This is a genomic window from Nocardiopsis baichengensis YIM 90130, assembly GCF_000341205.1.
Lineage (GTDB): Bacteria > Actinomycetota > Actinomycetes > Streptosporangiales > Streptosporangiaceae > Nocardiopsis_A > Nocardiopsis_A halophila.
In genome coordinates this window covers 119053-134199 of record NZ_ANAS01000005.1, presented here as the reverse complement: position 1 = coordinate 134199, position 15147 = coordinate 119053, and the positions used below count along the sequence as shown (strand labels likewise).

The following is a 15147-nucleotide window of genomic DNA, read 5'->3' as shown; positions in this document are numbered from 1 at the left end:
CTCAGAACGTGGCCAGCAGGCGTTCATAGGTGCCGAGCGCCCCGATGGCGACCGGGACGCAGACGACCACGGCCACCGCTTCGAGGCGGCCGGCGTTGCGGCGGAGCATGGCGCGCGTGTGCTCGGCGGGCTCGGCGGCCAGCACGACGACCGGGATGACCAGGGCGGCCAGGAGCAGCGCCAGCCCCGGCAGCGGCGCCCACGGTACGGCCGCGGTCAGTGCGGCGGCGAGGGCGATCACGGCCGCGACGGCGGCCGCGAGCAGCGGCGCCTTCTCCGTGACGAGGGGGAACATCCGTGAGCGGCTGGCGAGGACGACCGCCAGCAGGGCGGCGAGCACCATGGTCCAGGGGGACGGGGCGGTCGACAGGCCGTAGCCGGCCGCCCCGGCGCTCACGCCGACCGCGGCGACCGTGACGACCATGCTCCGGTGGGCCCCGGCCAGCGTCGTCCGGACGTCCTCGCGGGCGACCTCCTCGCCTCCGGCGCGGCGGTCGTCGAGCACCGTCAGGCCGGAGAAGGCGAGGGCGGCGCGGAGCACGACGTTCACGGCGACGACACACGCGACCGCCGCCAGGGCGGACGCCTCGGCGAAGTCCAGACCGAACGCGAAGCAGGCGATCCACAGCAGGGACAGGCCCAGTGCGGCGGTGCCGCCGACGATCCCTCCGCGCCCGAGACGCGACGTGAGCCCCAGCAGCAGCAGGGCCAGCGAGGCGACGACGGCGGGGAGCGCCCACCCGGCCCATCCGGGGAGGCCGAAGTGGTTCGCTCCGGCCCACGACGCGAGCATGCCCAGCGGGGCGCCGCCCAGCGTCAAGGCCGTGCCCAGGGACTCCTTCCATGCAGGGCCCAGAATCGCCCCCGCCCCGAGCAGCAGCCCGGCCATGACGGCGGCCGCTGCGACGGCGGCACCATCGGGAAGCGCGCTCTGGAAGAGGAGCCCCGTGCCGCTGAAGAGGGCGACGACCGCGACCGTCGCCGTCCACCTCGCGGCCGTCGGCGACCAATAGGAAGGGTGCTCTTCTAGGGCGCTCCCCACCGCCTCGGGGACTTCATGGACGATCGGGGCGGGCACCGGGTCGTCGGACCGGATGAGGCGCAGGACGGCGCCGTCGGAGATACCGCGTTCCGCCAGTGAAGTCCCGCCTTCGAGGAGGTCACCGCCGACCGTGCTGAGGTGCCGGGGCAGGGCGGGGCCGTCGGGGGCGTCGCCCAGCATGCGCAGGACGTCCGGCATGAGCGCGCCGATCGGCTCGTCGGCCGGCAGGACGGCGTCGACCCTGCGGCGCTCGCCCACGAGCGTCACGCGGCTCCACGTGGTCATCGCGGTCCTTCTCCACTGTCGTCATCGGTCGGGCGGGGGCGGACGGCGTCAGTCCGGCACGTCTTCGGCCTCGACGCGCTCCAAGTAGCCGTTGCGGAGGAGCCAGCGGATGCTCGGCAGCTCGGGGGGTTCGGTGAAGCCGCCGGGGTCGATCCGGAAGCGGAGCCCGCCGCCGGGGCCGTCCTCCGAGCGCGGAGAGTGCGACGCTGAGACCTGGAACGGGTAGGTGACACGGTATCGGTGGTAGGCCTCGGAACCTTCGGCGGCCCGGACGAACTCCGGCAGTCCGCGCTCCTCGAACGCAAGGCCGTCGGGGAACAGGAGCGATCCGCTCTCGTGCCCGTAGGCGTCGACGAGCTGTCCCCGCTCCAAGGTGACCTTCGCCGACTCCCCTCCGCCGGACAGGCTCTCTTCAGCGGAGGTGAGCAGCTGGTCGTCGAGCTCTCGAGCCTCCTGCCGCTCCTGCCCTGAGAGGGGCCGCGGGGCGGAGTCGAGGATCACCAGCTCTTGGAAGAGCCAGCGCGCGGCCTCGTCCTCGGAGGTGAACTCCAGGCCGGTGCGGCCCTGCTCGTATTCGACGATTCCTGCGGAGATGTATCCCTCCTCTTCTTGGGTGAAGAGGAAGTAGGAGTCGACCTCGCCGGGGTCGGGGCGTTCGTCGCCCGGCAGGACGTACATGTCCGGGGGGACGCCGGCGTCGTCCAGCTCGGTGCGGAGCATGTCGAAGGAGACCTCGCTGCCGACCCAGTCGGCGGGGAAGGGGGCGGATCCGACCGCGGGGGGACCGGCCTCGGCCTGGGCCTGTTCCTCCTCCTGCGACTCCAGGTGGCTCTGCAGGTAGGACCAGCCGACCGAACCGGCGCAGCCGACGGCGGTCAGGACCAGGCCGGCGACCAGCTTGGTGATGTGCTCGTCGAGGCGGCGCCTGCTGCGGTGCGGGCCGAAGACGACGGCCTCCCGGAGCCGCTTGCGGCGCACCGCGATGGACTCCAGGAGTTGGCTGTCGTAGTCGCGCGCCACGAGGGGAGTTCCTTCTGTTCTTCTCTACGAGCAGGACGGCCTCCCGCACCGTAGCGGAAGGCCGTGACAGAGACGATCCGGAGGGGACGAGCGCGGGCCCCGCCCCTGCGGCGCCTGAGGACGGACGCCGTAGGGGCCTTAGATGGACTGGACGGCGGAGTTCGCGCGGCTGAGGGCGTTCTGCGCGGTGCCGTCGTTCTCTTCCAGGGTGGTGCGCACGAGCCGGATGATCTCGCGGACCTCGTTGGCGGCGTTGTGCCACTTGAGCTCTTTGGCGCTGTACTCGTCGGAGACACCGGTGGCCTCGAAGTCGGCCATCGCGTTGGAGACGTCGGTGTCGCGGTCGCCGATGATCTGCTCGAGACGGCTCATCACGGCGTGGATGTTGCCCTGCGCCTCGGCGGAGGCGCCCATGTCGTAGCTGTTGCGTCCGTTACCGCTCATGCGGTGGTGCTCCTAAGCCGGGGTCGGGGCCGCTGATCGTGTTCGGGGCCGGGGGCGCCTACTTGAACTTGGCGGCGTCGAAGTTGGCCGTGGACATGTTCCGTCCGGCGTCGTCGGCCATGGTCTGCGACCCGGTGCGGAACGCACTGTCCATCCCGCGCTGGCCCTCGTTAATGGAGCCGAGCCCGGCGTTCAGGTCCGCGGTGATCTGCTCCGAGCGGGCCTTGAAGGAGTCGAAGGCGGCCTTGCCGGCACCGTTGAACTTCCCGGCCAGCGGCTCGGCAGCGGAGATCAGCTGCTGGATCAGCCCGCTGAGCTCGTCACCGGAGGTGGAGGTCCGGCTGGCCAGCGTGGTCAGCGTCTGATCGCCGACGTCCCAACGTGACATCTGTTCGCTCGCTCCCCAGTTCGTCTCTATCGCACCTGACGGGACCAACCGGCTTGGACGCACCGAGTGCCCCACCGGTTGCAGACGGTTTCGGACATCCCTCATCGCGTAGGGGAGCCCTCACCTTTCGTGGTCAAGCATAGGCATAATGCGCCCCACGGGACAGTCGGGAGCATCCGCCGCGTCCAGGCGGCAACGGGGAGTACTGGGATGAAGTTTGAGCTGGTGGAGCCGGACGACGACCACGTTCAGGCGACCTCTCCCGCTTCTCTTGAGCCAGAGGAGCGACCTGCAGGGGACGACCGAGCGGGAACCCCCCAGGCGGCGCCCCCTCCTGACACACAGGAACAGGCCATGCGCAGCATAAACGCCACGCTGAGCACACTCAGGTCGTCACTGGCGCAGCTCGATGCCCGGGTGGTGCAGTACCAGGCGGAGATGGCCGAAACCGGTCGGACAGGTCGCGAACAACCGCCGAACGGTTTCCGTGCGAACCGGTTCAGTCGGCCGCGAACAGACCAGCGCCGAGACAGCGTGGCCAGTGGAACGGAGGAAGAACGATGAGCGGATGGGACATCGACTCCGCCGGAGTCGGCGAAATACTCGGGAAAATCGGGACGATCCTCGGAGACGGCACGGGTGACGGGCTTGCCGGATCAACGAACGGCGGGTTCAGCTCCCTCGGTGAAGCCACGACTGCCGCCGGCAGCGGGATCGTGGAGGTCGCTCTCAGCGAGTATTTTCAGCACTTCAGTAGCCAGAGCCAGCTGATGTTCTCGAAGACGGTAAGTGCGTCCGTCGGATGCAGCCAAGCCGTGCAGGCGTACTTGAACGGTGACATCGAGATGGCCGAACGCGCTCAGGGACGAGTCTCTGGAGTCGGTGACATCGGGCTCGAGGAACACTAGAAGGAGCAAGATGGAAGCCCCTCCGACTTCGGGCACCTCGGGTTCGGGCACGACGAGCATGCAGCTCCTCAACCCCGATCCTGGAGCGTTGATCGTCCCTGAAGCGATCCCGCTGCCTGGAACGGCTCCCCAACTTCTTTACGACTCGGCCTCAGGTGTACGGAAGAACGGCGAGGAGATCGGCGAAAACGGTCAGGACATCCGGACTGTGTGGCAGGCTCTGGGAGGGGTTTACTCGGCTCCGGAAGTCGACCTCCTTCTGCGGGCGGTCGATCCGGTGGCCAATTTGGGAGACGAGATTGCTGGAAAGATGGTCGCCGTGGCCGGCGCCTTGCAAGATTTCGCGGTCTCAGCGTCCCACCTCAAGGCGCAACTCGTCGATCTCCGTAAACGGGCCCGCAGATTCGTGGAATTGGTTGACGATGACTGGAAGAGTGACAGCGCTGCTGTTGAGATCAACATTCAGTTGAAGTCATTTTCGAACTCCAGGATCATCGCATTTCAAGAGGCTGAGCGTGAGTGTGCGAACAAGATCACCTCTCTCTTCGGTGGTACGGAGTTCGTTCCGAGCGGCTCACCGAAAAAGCAGGGAGAGGTGGAGTATGGAACTACCGCCGAAGCATACAATGCAAAAATTGAGGAAATGGGTGCCGATATTGTAAACCCGACCCTGAGGTTCGTGGACGGCGTCGGGAGGATGCTTTCCGACAACGTCACAGTCAATTTCTGGTGGGATATGGGCGCGGTTGCTATGACCGCGTCCGGATACTACCACCCCGAGAACGGTTGGACGATTGATCCATTCGAAAGATCAGCGAACAGCGCAGTGTTCTTCGCGGACCTCGGACAGTCGACTGTAAAAGGTACTGCGAACCTTTTCGGTGTCGACTTCGTCGACGGAACGCTCATGCCTAAGGGAATGAGTGCCGAAGTTGCCAAGGAAGCGTGGGCGGGGCACCTTCATGACTTCTTTCCCTACACAATGGTCGATGAAGACCCGGGATACGCCTATGGAACCTTGGCCTTCAATTTGGCGACCATCGGCATCGGCGGTGTCGTTGGGAAGGGGCTTAAGGGGCTGAAATCAGCAGCGGGGGTCGATCAGCATCAGGATGGCGGTAACAACGGTCAAGATGATCCCGGTACGGCAAAAGACTCTGAAAAGCGTGGGCTTTTTCCTGGAGATAAGCGTCTTACGCAGAAGCAGTATCAACAGCAATTCAAAGACCTGTCGACTGGTGAATCTCTAAACAACGCCACTCCCCAAGATATGGCGAAGGCCGCAGTTCCGAGTGGTGCGACTTCTCAGATCAATGATGCCGCGGCCCTAGCTAAGGGTGGTAACCCAAACGGCGGCGACACCTATTCGGATGCCGGTGCCAAGGAGCCTGCGAAGGCGGGGGCAAGTTCCAGTAGCTCCAATACAGATGGAAGTGGGAGCAGCACTGAAGGTGGATCGGGCGGTGGGAGCGCTTCGGCCGCCAATAGTACCGGTAACGCCCAAGGCAATAATAGCATCTGGGGTGGTTCAGGATTAAGCGGCGACGATACCAAGATCTTTGGGGAAGATCCGGCAAATCTCCCAGGGAGGATTGCCCCCGACGGTACTCGCTATTTTGATGACAATAGGTCCGGACACGAGTACGGCGAGAGTCTCTTGGGCGACCCCAAGAAAAACCCGAATGCATATGACAACTTGCCGGCCAACCAGAAGAACGCAGCTTACCACTACACGGTCCAATCGTGGTTGAATCCCCTTGCGCGAACAGGAGATTGGAATAGAGCGAAAAATCTTATCGACGCATGGAAGGGACATTACGAGGGATGGCAAGTATATGAAATGAATGGCGGTAAGACGCCGACCTTGGACGATATCAAGGGTGCAAATAAACGAACAGACTTGACTTCTAAACAGAGGGATTTGGTTAATGAAATTCTGAGGTCGCCAAACCCGCGAGAAGCCTTGGAAGGTATTAAGAATTCAGCGGGGCCGCTCCGTAGAATGACGGAATCGTTCGGCGGGGTATTTCCTACGAATGCAGAGTTGGAGGGTAAGGTCAGGGGAAGAGTTGAAGAGATGAATGCCGCCACCCAACGTCCTCTTCCGGAACAGGTTCAAGTAGTTAGAGGAGTGGGGGACGTCCATTTCATGGAAGGTTACGACGGCCTGGACGTGCGTTCGATTCGCAATACGGTGCAGACAGAAACTGGATTCATGTCGACAGCTTTGGGGAAGACGCCTCCACCCATTGACAATAAGGATCATCCCATTAGAATGTATATTACGGTTCCTCGCGATGGTGGAGGGTTGTGGATGGGAAGTAAAAGTGCATACCCTTCCCAGCGAGAGTTGATATTGCCTCGGGGAACGCAGTATTTTATCAGGAATGTATGGGACGGTATGGACGGGTATACTTATATCGACGCCGTCGTTCGGAGTAAGGTTGACCTGCCATTCTAGATCTAATTTCTCTCGTTCATTGTAAGGTGTAAATTGTGTCTACATATCCCACAAGATGTCACGGTCCGATTGTATTCAACACGGTGACTCGGAATGGACGTGCCATTGGTTACATCTGGTCTGCAATCAATGAGAACGCACTGAATTATTGGAATTTGGTGGATGTATTGGAAATCGACGAAAGCGTAGATGTATCGGAGGGGTGGAACGATAGGATCGAGGAGTGTTATGCGCGGGGCATGCCAGCCCTTGAGGCGTTCGACCATCTGAGCAGGCTCCCGGCTGATTCGATGCTTGGAGGTGTCGAACCGACCAGTGAACGCGGCGAACGTGCCAGTCTCGAAGAGTTCCATCTGGAGGTGACAGGACGGAGACTTCCAGAGCAACGACGTGTTCCTGTGGGGTACTTTGAGGACGGAACTCCACTGGACCGTGCATATGGTTGGGGCGATCTATCTCCGTTCACGCTGAGCACGAAGACTTATAATGCAGCGGGGTCACACCCAGTTCATTACCTGCCTGTCGAGATGAACGAAAACGTAATCGGGTACCTTTGGGCTTCGGATGCCGATTGGGCTGCCGGTTTTGTCTGGGTAAGCCGTTGGAGTGAATTTGGGTTTCCGGCAGCAGGGTTGTGGGATGAATGGCTCGTCGACTGCTACTCAGCAGGGATGGGGCCCCTGGATGCAATGAGAGCGGCCCGAAATGCTCCGTTTGAAGCGAAGAGGGGAAGAGTCGTGCCCGGGAGTGAGGAGAAGACGGTGGGGGCGTTTCATGAATTGAGGAAACTCGCCGCCCGAGGTAATGGATAGAAGAACGGCGGAGGGGTATAACGGCTATTTCTGCTCGAGGGCAGCGTCCTCGGTCCGCTTTCATCGTGCCGATCTGGGTTGATGGTTGAGCGTCTGTTCCGGTTAGTAATTAACAGAGGGGGGTCAGCCCCTGTCCATTTCTTGGAGTGAAAGTAAGGTCTGGGCGCGCGGTCCCGGCGTAGCAGTTTATGCTATCGATTCCGTAATTCGCCTTGATCTCCAGGAGCTTGGGGGTGACGATTTTTACTAAAGGGTGGTTTTCCTGTTTGGCGCTCACAATAAAAGCGAGCTTTTTGCGTGAGTTTGCCCTGGATTTCTTTTGTTGGGCGATCCCGATAAGCAATGCCATTGGCGATGAAGAATTGAAGAGGACCGGCGCTCGCAGATTTAGTATGCGTTCGCGGGAATCCTCGTGTTTTTTCCAGTGGAGTCCCATGGGTTCCGTTGGCCCCCAGGAGGCTGGCGGGAGGCCCGTGAGGGTGCCGGTCAGAAATGCTACTACTTCGTCCAGTTCTGGATCCTTGGCAGTGCCGGCGTCGGAAGAGAAGACCAGTTCTACCTGGACCTGGGGATATCCTCGCGGTTCTGGTCTCAGGAAGCCTTCGGCGGGGGTAAGATAGCTGCCTTCTAGGACGTCCGGAACGTAGCCTGAGGAGTCCAGCCACTTGAGTGCGTGGCTTCTGATGCCGTCGTAGACACCGTGCTCGCGGTCGTCGACGACCCATGTGAAAAGCGGGTTCGTCAGTGCATAGCGGAGAGGGAACGTAACCCTGGACGTCGGGGGCGTCACCAGTTGGAATTCGAGGTTCTTCGCAATGCATTCGTGCATGGCGTCGGCGATCCACTGTGTGTAGGGCACGACCTGACGACTTTGGTGCATGACCACGGCCTTGCCTGTGATCAGGTCAAGCGCAGGGCTGGTGTCCATGAGATCGGAGACGGTGGGGGCCATCGGGGGTCAGAGCTCCTCGTTCGAGTCTGCGGACGTCCAGACCGCGCCGCCGAGTCTCCAGGCCAGTGACTCGGCGAATCGGTTCGCGTGCGGGGGGCCCACCTCCGGGTCTGCGTGGGCCTCGATCCACCAGCATGGAGAGGTCAGCCCCTCGGTCAGATTCGGCCCGAGGAGGCGGTCGATTTCACTGAGAACCTCGATCAATCGAGGCGGCTCGATCGTGAGCAGGACCTTCTCGTCTTCTGGTGACAAGAGTTGCATGATGCGGCCACCACTTCTCGGCTGGATCAATAGGTCCTTGCCGGTGTCGACCATCGCATCCGCAATGAGCCGCTGATCGGGCTCCTTGGTCACGAGCGCGACGACGTCGTAACTCATAGATTCTCCAGGGGAAGCCGGGGTGGGGAATGTTTTCGGGGTTCTACGAGCGCAGCGCCGTCTGCATCAACTGCGGGGACTTCCCCCGCCGGATCCATTTGCCTCGGCCTGCGGGCTGGGCCTGGGCGTAGATCCTCGGGAAGATCTGGCCCTCGCCCCTGTCGCCGGACATCAGCAGCGCGCTGGTGCCGATCTCGCGCATGGACTGGATCAGCGGGTCGTACATCCCCCTGGCCGCGCCTGCGACCCTGCGGGCCACGACGAAGTGGAGGCCGATGTCCCTGCCGTTGGAGACGAACGGGACGAACGGTGCCAGCGGCTTCTGGCCGGCGGTGGTGAGGAGGTCGTAGTCGTCCACCAGGACGATGATCCTCGGGCCCTTAGGGCCGGACTCCGCGTCCAGGTCGGCGTCGTCGGGCAGGCGCTCCTCCAGCTCCTTGGCGACCCCGCCGGCGAGCCCCGCGCACACGCGGGCGTTGCTCGCGTAGCCGCCCATGTAGGGCTCCGGCACCACGTTCTTGAGGGTGCGCCTCGGGTCCATCACCGCGAAGACCAGTTCCTCGGACGTGAAGCGCTCCGTGAGGCCCTCGGCGATGAGGCGCAGCAGGTTCGTCTTCCCGCACTCTCCGTCGCCCAGCACCAGCAGGTTCTGGTCGTCGTTGAACAGGTCCAGTCCGACGGGTGCCAAGTGCTTCTCGTCCAGGCCGATGGGGACCGTGCTCGGGAACTGCGACGCGGAGGGAAGCTCCGTCGTGTGGAGCAGTGAGGGGAGCACGCGCACCTGCGGGGCCGCCGACCCGGTCCACGCCCCCGCGACCTCGCGGGCCGTCTTCTCGACCGCCTCGCCGAGGTCGGAGGCGTCCGTCCGGCCGTCGATCCTCGGCAGCGCCACCTGCCCGAACAGCTTGCCGTCGGTCAGCGCCCGCCCCGGGGTGTCCGCCGGGAACGTCTCCGCCAGCTTCCGGTCGACCGTGGAATCCGTCGGGTCGTTCAGCCTCAGCTCGACCCGCTGGCCGAACGTCGACTGCACCGCCATCCGCACGTCGTTCCACCGCAGCACCGCCGCGACGATGTGGACGCCGTACCCGCCCCCGCGCTGCAGGAGCTCGGTCACCTGCTCGTCCAGCTCCTCGAAGTCCTTGCGGATCGTCCCGAACCCGTCGACGACCAGCACGACGTCCGCGACGGGGATCTCGGGCACCTCGCCCCGGGCGTGCATGCGGCGGAACCGCTCCACCGAGTCGATCCCGCGCTCCCGGAACACCTCGGCCCGGTGCTCCATCATGCCCCGCACCTCTTCCACGGTGCGCCGCACGCGCTCACGGTCGAGGCGGCCCGCCACCCCGCCCACGTGGGGTAGCTCGGACAGGGCTTGGAGCCCGCCCCCGACCAGGTCGAGGCAGTACACCGCCGCCTGCGCGGGCGTATGGGTGAGCGCCAGGGACGTCACCAGTGTGCGCAGCAGGGTCGTCTTGCCCGTCTGGGGCCCGCCGATGACGGCGACGTGCCCGCCGGCGGCCGTGAGGTCCAGGCTCCATTCCCCCTGCCATTGCTTGGACGGGTCGTCCAGGAGGCCGATGGGGGGCTGCATCTGCTCGCGCGCGCCGGGGAGCTTGAGCCCCTCAGGGCCGGGTGCGGGAGCGCCTGAGAGCGCGTCCAGCGGAGTCGCGGCGGGGAGCGGGGGAAGCCACACGCCGCGCACCGGTGAGCCGTGGCGCGAAAGCTGGCCGACCATGACGTCGAGCAGCGAAGGTCCGGTCGAGCGCTCCGGCATGACCGGGCCGTCCTCCCCGGGCTCGGGCCCGGTGGAGGTCTCGGCATTGTAGGCGCCGAAGGGCTTGACGGTCGGTTTCGTCTCCGTGTCCTCCCTGGCCGAGGCGAGCGTGCCCTTGAAGGGGCCGGACACGTAGCCCGCCTTGAAGCGCTGGTAGACGGTCGTGTCCACCTTCAGGTAGCCGAAGCCCGGGAGCGCGGGCAGGTGGAACGCGTCCGGAGTGTCGAGGACCGTGCGGCTCTCCTCCTCGGAGAACGTGCGCAGCCCCAGGCGGTAGGAGAGGTAGGTGTCCAGGCCCCGCAGCTTTCCGCCTTCGATGCGCTGGCTGGAGAGCAGCAGGTGCACGCCGATGCTCCGGCCGATCCGCCCGATGGAAAGGAACAGCTCGATGAAGTCCGGGCGCGCGGTCAGCAGCTCGCCGAACTCGTCGATGATGACGAACAGGTGCGGCAGCGGCGGCAGCGACGGGTCCTTCGAGCGCAGGAACGCGTAGTCGCCGATCCCCGCCACGTTCCCCGCGTCCTTCAGCACCTGCTGGCGCCGCTGCACCTCGCCGGACAGGCTCGCGTACGCGCGCTCGATCAGCGCGGTGTCGTCCTCCAGGTTGGTCATGATGCCGGCGACGTGCGGCAGCTCCTCGAAGGGCGCGAACGTCGCCCCGCCCTTGTAGTCGACCAGCACCATGGACAGGTCGTCCGGCGAGTGCGTGGACGCCAGCGCCAGGACGAGCGTGCGCAGCAGCTCGCTCTTGCCGGAACCGGTCGCCCCGACGCAGAGCCCGTGCGGCCCCATGCCCAGCTGCGCCGCCTCCTTGAGGTCGAGCACCAGCGGCTGCCCCATGCCGTCGAAGCCGATCGGCACCCGCAGGAAGGCGCGCTCGCTCCGGGACGCCCACAGCCTGGGGATGTCCATCGCGCCCGGATCGGGAACGCCCAGCGCGCCGGTGAAGTCGACGGACCCGGCGTCCGCTTCGGCCTCCTCGGCGGCCTCGGCCGACAGGCGCAGCGGCGTCAGCATCCGGATCAGGCCGCCGAGGAGGTCGGGGGTGACGTCGTCGGCGGTGCCGGCGGCGGCCGTCGGGTCGTCCGGGCGCAGGTCCGCGACGGTGGCCTCGCGGCCGTCGACGGTGATCCGCAGGGACACGTCCCCCGGCTCGTCCACCTGCCGCTCGACCAGGTGCAGCACGGTGGCGCCGAGCGCCGCCGGGGCGATCGCGTCGTCGGGGCGCGCCAGGTCGCGGGCGACCCCGCCGTGGGTGTCGTGCACGACGAGCAGCCGCCGCATGGCCGCGTAGGCCTCCTTGCGCCCCATGCCGCGCCGGATCTCCCCGGCGAGGTCGGTGCGCGACCGGAGCTCGTCGGCGAGCAGGGCACCGAGCCCCGACGGGTCCTGGGCGATGAGCCGGGTGTCGCCCTCGGAGGCGTGCGGGAGCCACTTGAGCCACTCCCAGTCGTCGGCCCGGTCGGCGGAATAGGCGGCGGCGAGGGCGAGGTCCTCAGGGGCGTGGAAGACGCACACCTGGGCGAGCAGGGCGCGGACGACCCGCAGGCAGTCCTCGCGTTCACCGATGATGCTGACGTTGCCCGCCCGGTCGAGCGGGACCGACAGGGGCATGTCCGGTGCGCTCTCGAAGCGCCGGATGACCGCCGAGGCCTCGGAGGCCATGAACGGGTCGGTGGGCGTCAGGGCGCTGCCCCGGTCGGCCAGCCGGAGGGGACGGGCGGGCACCTCGCCGGATCCCAGGCGCACGCGGAGGAAGTCGCGGTCCCTGCGCCGCCGCTCCCACAAGCGCGCGGGGTCGCGGACGATGTCGTAGAGGGCCTCGGGCGGGGGTGCGAGGAGCCGGGCCTTGGCGCGTGCGTCGCGCTCGGCGGCGCTCAGCTCGTCCCGCAGCTCCTCCAGGTATTCGAGGTACAGCTCGCGCTGGTGCCGCCGCTGGCGCCCGGCCTGGCCCCGGCGGGAGAAGAACATGCCCAGGGCCGCGAGGAGGGCCACCACGAGGATCACGGCGCCGAAGACGATGAACGCCGGGTTGCGCATCACCATCATGATGGTCAGCGACGCCATCATGCCGACCATCGGCAGGATGGTCATCAGCGGGCTCTGCTGGGCATTGCCGTCGGGCAGCGTCGGGGGCGCCTCGACCTCGCGCGGCTCCTCGGGAGCGGGCGGGTGCACGGTCCTGGCCGGGCGGTGCACGATGCGGGTCGTCACCGGCGCTCCTCTCGAAACGGGCTGACCGCTTTTGTCCTACCGCGGTGTGAACATCCCTTGACGCAGCGGATCCTACGGGACACAGTCCCCATGCCTTGTAGAGAGAGGAAGCCATGTCCGCTTGGGAACTCGGTCCGGAAGGAGAGCGTGAGCTCCTTGTGGAGACCGCTCGGGAGCTCGTCGAGGGTGCCCCTGAGGGGGCCGCGTCCGTCCGGCTGGTGTGCGGCGGTCTGGGGTATGCCGAGGAGGTCCGGGCGTACGCCGAGATGGAGGACGGGGAGCGCCTGACGGTGAAGGTGCCGCCGCTCGCCCAGTTGAACCTGCAGAAGCTCCGGCGCGGCATGTACCGGGAGGGGCGGGGGACATGGTTCTCGCTCGACCTCACGGTCTCCGACGGGAGGTTCGACGTCTCCTTCGACCACGAGCTAGAGCCGCCCTACTTCGAGTCGCCGCCTGCGCGGGAGCTGATCGCTGCGGAGGAGCGGCGCTTCCCGCGTGACGCCGAATGGACCCCTGGGTGGTTCCTCCCGTGAAGGCGGCCCCCGGGCAGCGTGCCGCGCGCGCTCAGGTCGACAGGCTCCTGGCGATCGACTGGAGCGTCCGGCCGGAGTCGGCCACGTCCAGGGTCGGCCTGATGCGCGAGTACCTGAGGCGTGCGGCCCTGTGGCGGAGGGCCCTCCAGGCGGGCCGCTGGCCGTTCCTGGACGCGGCGGGGATCGCCGCCCCAGGTGGTGAAGACCTGCCTGTGGTCGGTGACCTTCGAGGCCGCTCTCGGCTCCGGCGCTCCGCTCCCTGATCTGCCCCACCTGTTCGCGCCGCTCACCGCGATGTACGAGTGCGGTGGGGCGTTCTCCCTGGACCCGACCGGGATGATCGATCTCGGGGGTGCGGCGATCCGGAAGGGGACGCTCCTCGACCACCTCGGTACCGAGCCGGTGGTGGTCGTCGGTCCGGCCGGACCGGGCGAAGGCTCGTAGGAAAGAGAGCGGCGATCCCACCGCCCCCGAGGAGGCACCGCCCGGCCCGACCGAGGACCTCAGCCGAGCCGCGAGTCGTCGACGGCGGCCTTGTGCTCGGGTGGGAGCAGGCCGTACCAGTGGTCGGCCTCGTCCGCCTCGCCTCGCTGGCGGAGGGTCAGGACCAGGTGGCGCATGGCCTCCCAGTCGGCGTGCTTGGCGGCGTTACGCAGCAAGGGAAGTGCTTCGTCCGGCTTGTCCTGCTTCAGTAGGGCGATCCCGAGGCCCGCCTCCGCATTGGAGAGGCCCGCCTCACGGGCGCGGTTCAACCAGTGCTCCGCCTCGAGGAACCGGCCCTCGTCCGAGAGGTGCCGACCGAGGACCAGCGCCGCGCGCTTGCGGCCCTTGCCCCAGGACCATTCCAACCAGTTCTCGGCCATGTCCCCCTCGCCGAGGGCGATCAGCGCCTCGCCGAGCGCCACGCCCGCCCGGGGCCACCCCTGCTTGACCGCCTTCTCCAGCCACGGCTTCGCCTCCTGGAAGAGCCCCTTGCGGACCAGGGCCTCCCCGTAGGCCGACATCCCCCGGTCGTATCCGCCCTCGGCGGAGACGCGGAAGTAGTGCTCGGCCTGTTCGGGCAGGCCCAGCTTGTCTTCGAGCACCAGTCCGAGGTTGTAGGCCGCCGTGGGGGTGCCGGCGTCGGCGGCGGGCCGCAGCCAGTCGTGCGCCTCCCGGTAGCGCTTGAGCTTGACCAGGATCATCCCCGCGTTGGTGTTGCCCTCCGGGTTGCCCGACCGCGCCGCGCGCTGGGCCCAGTCGAGGGCCTCCTCCAGGTGCCCGAGGTCCACTTTGAGTGCGCTCAGGTACACCATCGCCGTGGTGTCGCCCGCCTGCGCCGCCGGGAAGTACCACTGCTCGGCCTCTTCGAGCCGCTCCAGCTTGTCGAGGGCGGTGCCGGCCATGCGCATCGCTTCGAGGTCGCCCGAGGTGGACGCCTCCTGGAACCAGGGCAGGGCCTCCTCGAAGCGCCTCTGCCCGTACAGGGACTTGCCCAGGAAGAACGAGAAGTTCCGATCAGGGGCGCCGAGCTCCTTCGCCCGGCGGAGGAACCCCTCGCCCTCTTCGAAGCGCTTGAGGCGGTTCAGGCACTCGCCCGTATAGCCCATCGCCTCCGAGTCGCCCGATGCCGCCGCCTCCTGGAGCCAGGGCAGCGCCTCCTCGTAGCGGTTCTGGTTCATGAGGACCTTGCCGAGGTTGGTCCTGTAGAGCGTTCGGTCGGGGTCGAGTTCCACCGCCTTGCGGATGTAGGGCTCGGCCTCTGCAGGGCGGCCTTCGCGGAAGATCCGTACGGCCTCGGAGTAGCTCTGGGCGGCCGAGGCGGAGTCGGGGGTGGGGGGAGAGCTGCGGTCCATTGCGCCAGTCTGCCGGAAAGTGGCGAAAACGGTTTCCTTCGTGGTTTCGGTCCAGGTCAGGGACGGATTCGGTGCCCTCGCGGGGTGAGGGGCGTCCCGCC

The 15147-nt window shown here is 66.3% G+C and carries 13 protein-coding genes; 5 read left to right on the top strand and 8 right to left on the bottom strand.

The features are described from left to right. Nucleotide 1 precedes the first annotated feature (1 nt). From eccD to C892_RS0104165, 4 genes are all read right to left on the bottom strand, one after another. A complete protein-coding gene (gene eccD / locus C892_RS0104180; RefSeq protein ID WP_017556198.1) occupies nucleotides 2–1327 on the bottom strand; it encodes a type VII secretion integral membrane protein EccD in 1326 nt (441 codons plus the stop codon). Nucleotides 1328–1375: 48 nt separating this feature from the next. Then, nucleotides 1376–2347 (bottom strand): TNT domain-containing protein, encoded by a 972-nt coding sequence (locus C892_RS0104175; RefSeq protein ID WP_017556197.1) that lies wholly within the window; start codon nucleotides 2345–2347, stop codon nucleotides 1376–1378. 138 nt (nucleotides 2348–2485) lie between these two features. Beyond that, nucleotides 2486–2791, bottom strand: coding sequence for a pore-forming ESAT-6 family protein (locus C892_RS0104170; RefSeq protein WP_017538647.1), 306 nt, complete (start codon nucleotides 2789–2791; stop codon nucleotides 2486–2488). Between the two features lie 58 nt (nucleotides 2792–2849). Continuing rightward, nucleotides 2850–3179 carry a WXG100 family type VII secretion target gene (locus C892_RS0104165; protein WP_017556196.1) on the bottom strand — a complete coding sequence of 110 codons (330 nt, stop codon included), beginning with the start codon at nucleotides 3177–3179 and terminating at the stop codon, nucleotides 2850–2852. Nucleotides 3180–3739: 560 nt separating this feature from the next. Between C892_RS0104165 and C892_RS0104160 the strand changes: the two genes are divergently transcribed. From C892_RS0104160 to C892_RS31155, 3 genes are all read left to right on the top strand, one after another. After that, nucleotides 3740–4087 (top strand): DUF6507 family protein, encoded by a 348-nt coding sequence (locus tag C892_RS0104160; RefSeq protein WP_017556195.1) that lies wholly within the window; start codon nucleotides 3740–3742, stop codon nucleotides 4085–4087. A 10-nt stretch (nucleotides 4088–4097) separates the two neighbouring features. Then, complete coding sequence (locus C892_RS30340) at nucleotides 4098–6548, top strand: ADP-ribosyltransferase (protein WP_083934314.1); 2451 nt, start codon at nucleotides 4098–4100, stop codon at nucleotides 6546–6548. Between the two features lie 155 nt (nucleotides 6549–6703). Further along, nucleotides 6704–7360, top strand: coding sequence for a hypothetical protein (locus C892_RS31155; protein ID WP_152513338.1), 657 nt, complete (start codon nucleotides 6704–6706; stop codon nucleotides 7358–7360). Between the two features lie 109 nt (nucleotides 7361–7469). On the opposite strand, the gene C892_RS31150 is transcribed toward C892_RS31155, so the two are convergent. Genes C892_RS31150 through C892_RS0104150 form a run of 3 tightly spaced genes read right to left on the bottom strand, consistent with a single transcriptional unit; the run spans nucleotide 7470 to nucleotide 12678 of the window. Beyond that, entirely contained in the window at nucleotides 7470–8312 is an 843-nt protein-coding gene (locus C892_RS31150) for a DUF6177 family protein (protein WP_152513337.1), read from the bottom strand. A 6-nt stretch (nucleotides 8313–8318) separates the two neighbouring features. Further along, nucleotides 8319–8690: a hypothetical protein gene (locus C892_RS0104155; RefSeq protein ID WP_017556194.1), complete on the bottom strand. Its 372-nt coding sequence runs from the start codon at nucleotides 8688–8690 to the stop codon at nucleotides 8319–8321. A gap of 43 nt (nucleotides 8691–8733) precedes the next feature. Continuing rightward, nucleotides 8734–12678, bottom strand: coding sequence for a type VII secretion protein EccC (locus C892_RS0104150; protein ID WP_017556193.1), 3945 nt, complete (start codon nucleotides 12676–12678; stop codon nucleotides 8734–8736). A gap of 113 nt (nucleotides 12679–12791) precedes the next feature. Here C892_RS0104150 and C892_RS0104145 point away from each other — a divergent pair, with 113 nt between their 5' ends. Together C892_RS0104145 and C892_RS0104140 are read left to right on the top strand one after the other, a co-directional pair. Continuing rightward, the gene (locus tag C892_RS0104145) at nucleotides 12792–13211 is read left to right on the top strand and encodes a hypothetical protein (RefSeq protein ID WP_017556192.1); all 420 of its coding nucleotides are present in this window, start codon (nucleotides 12792–12794) and stop codon (nucleotides 13209–13211) included. Nucleotides 13212–13406: 195 nt separating this feature from the next. Continuing rightward, nucleotides 13407–13655 carry a hypothetical protein gene (locus tag C892_RS0104140; RefSeq protein ID WP_017556191.1) on the top strand — a complete coding sequence of 83 codons (249 nt, stop codon included), beginning with the start codon at nucleotides 13407–13409 and terminating at the stop codon, nucleotides 13653–13655. Nucleotides 13656–13714: 59 nt separating this feature from the next. Here the strand turns inward: C892_RS0104140 and C892_RS0104135 are convergent, their stop codons facing one another. Next, the gene (locus tag C892_RS0104135) at nucleotides 13715–15046 is read right to left on the bottom strand and encodes a tetratricopeptide repeat protein (RefSeq protein WP_017556190.1); all 1332 of its coding nucleotides are present in this window, start codon (nucleotides 15044–15046) and stop codon (nucleotides 13715–13717) included. Nucleotides 15047–15147: the final 101 nt, after the last annotated feature.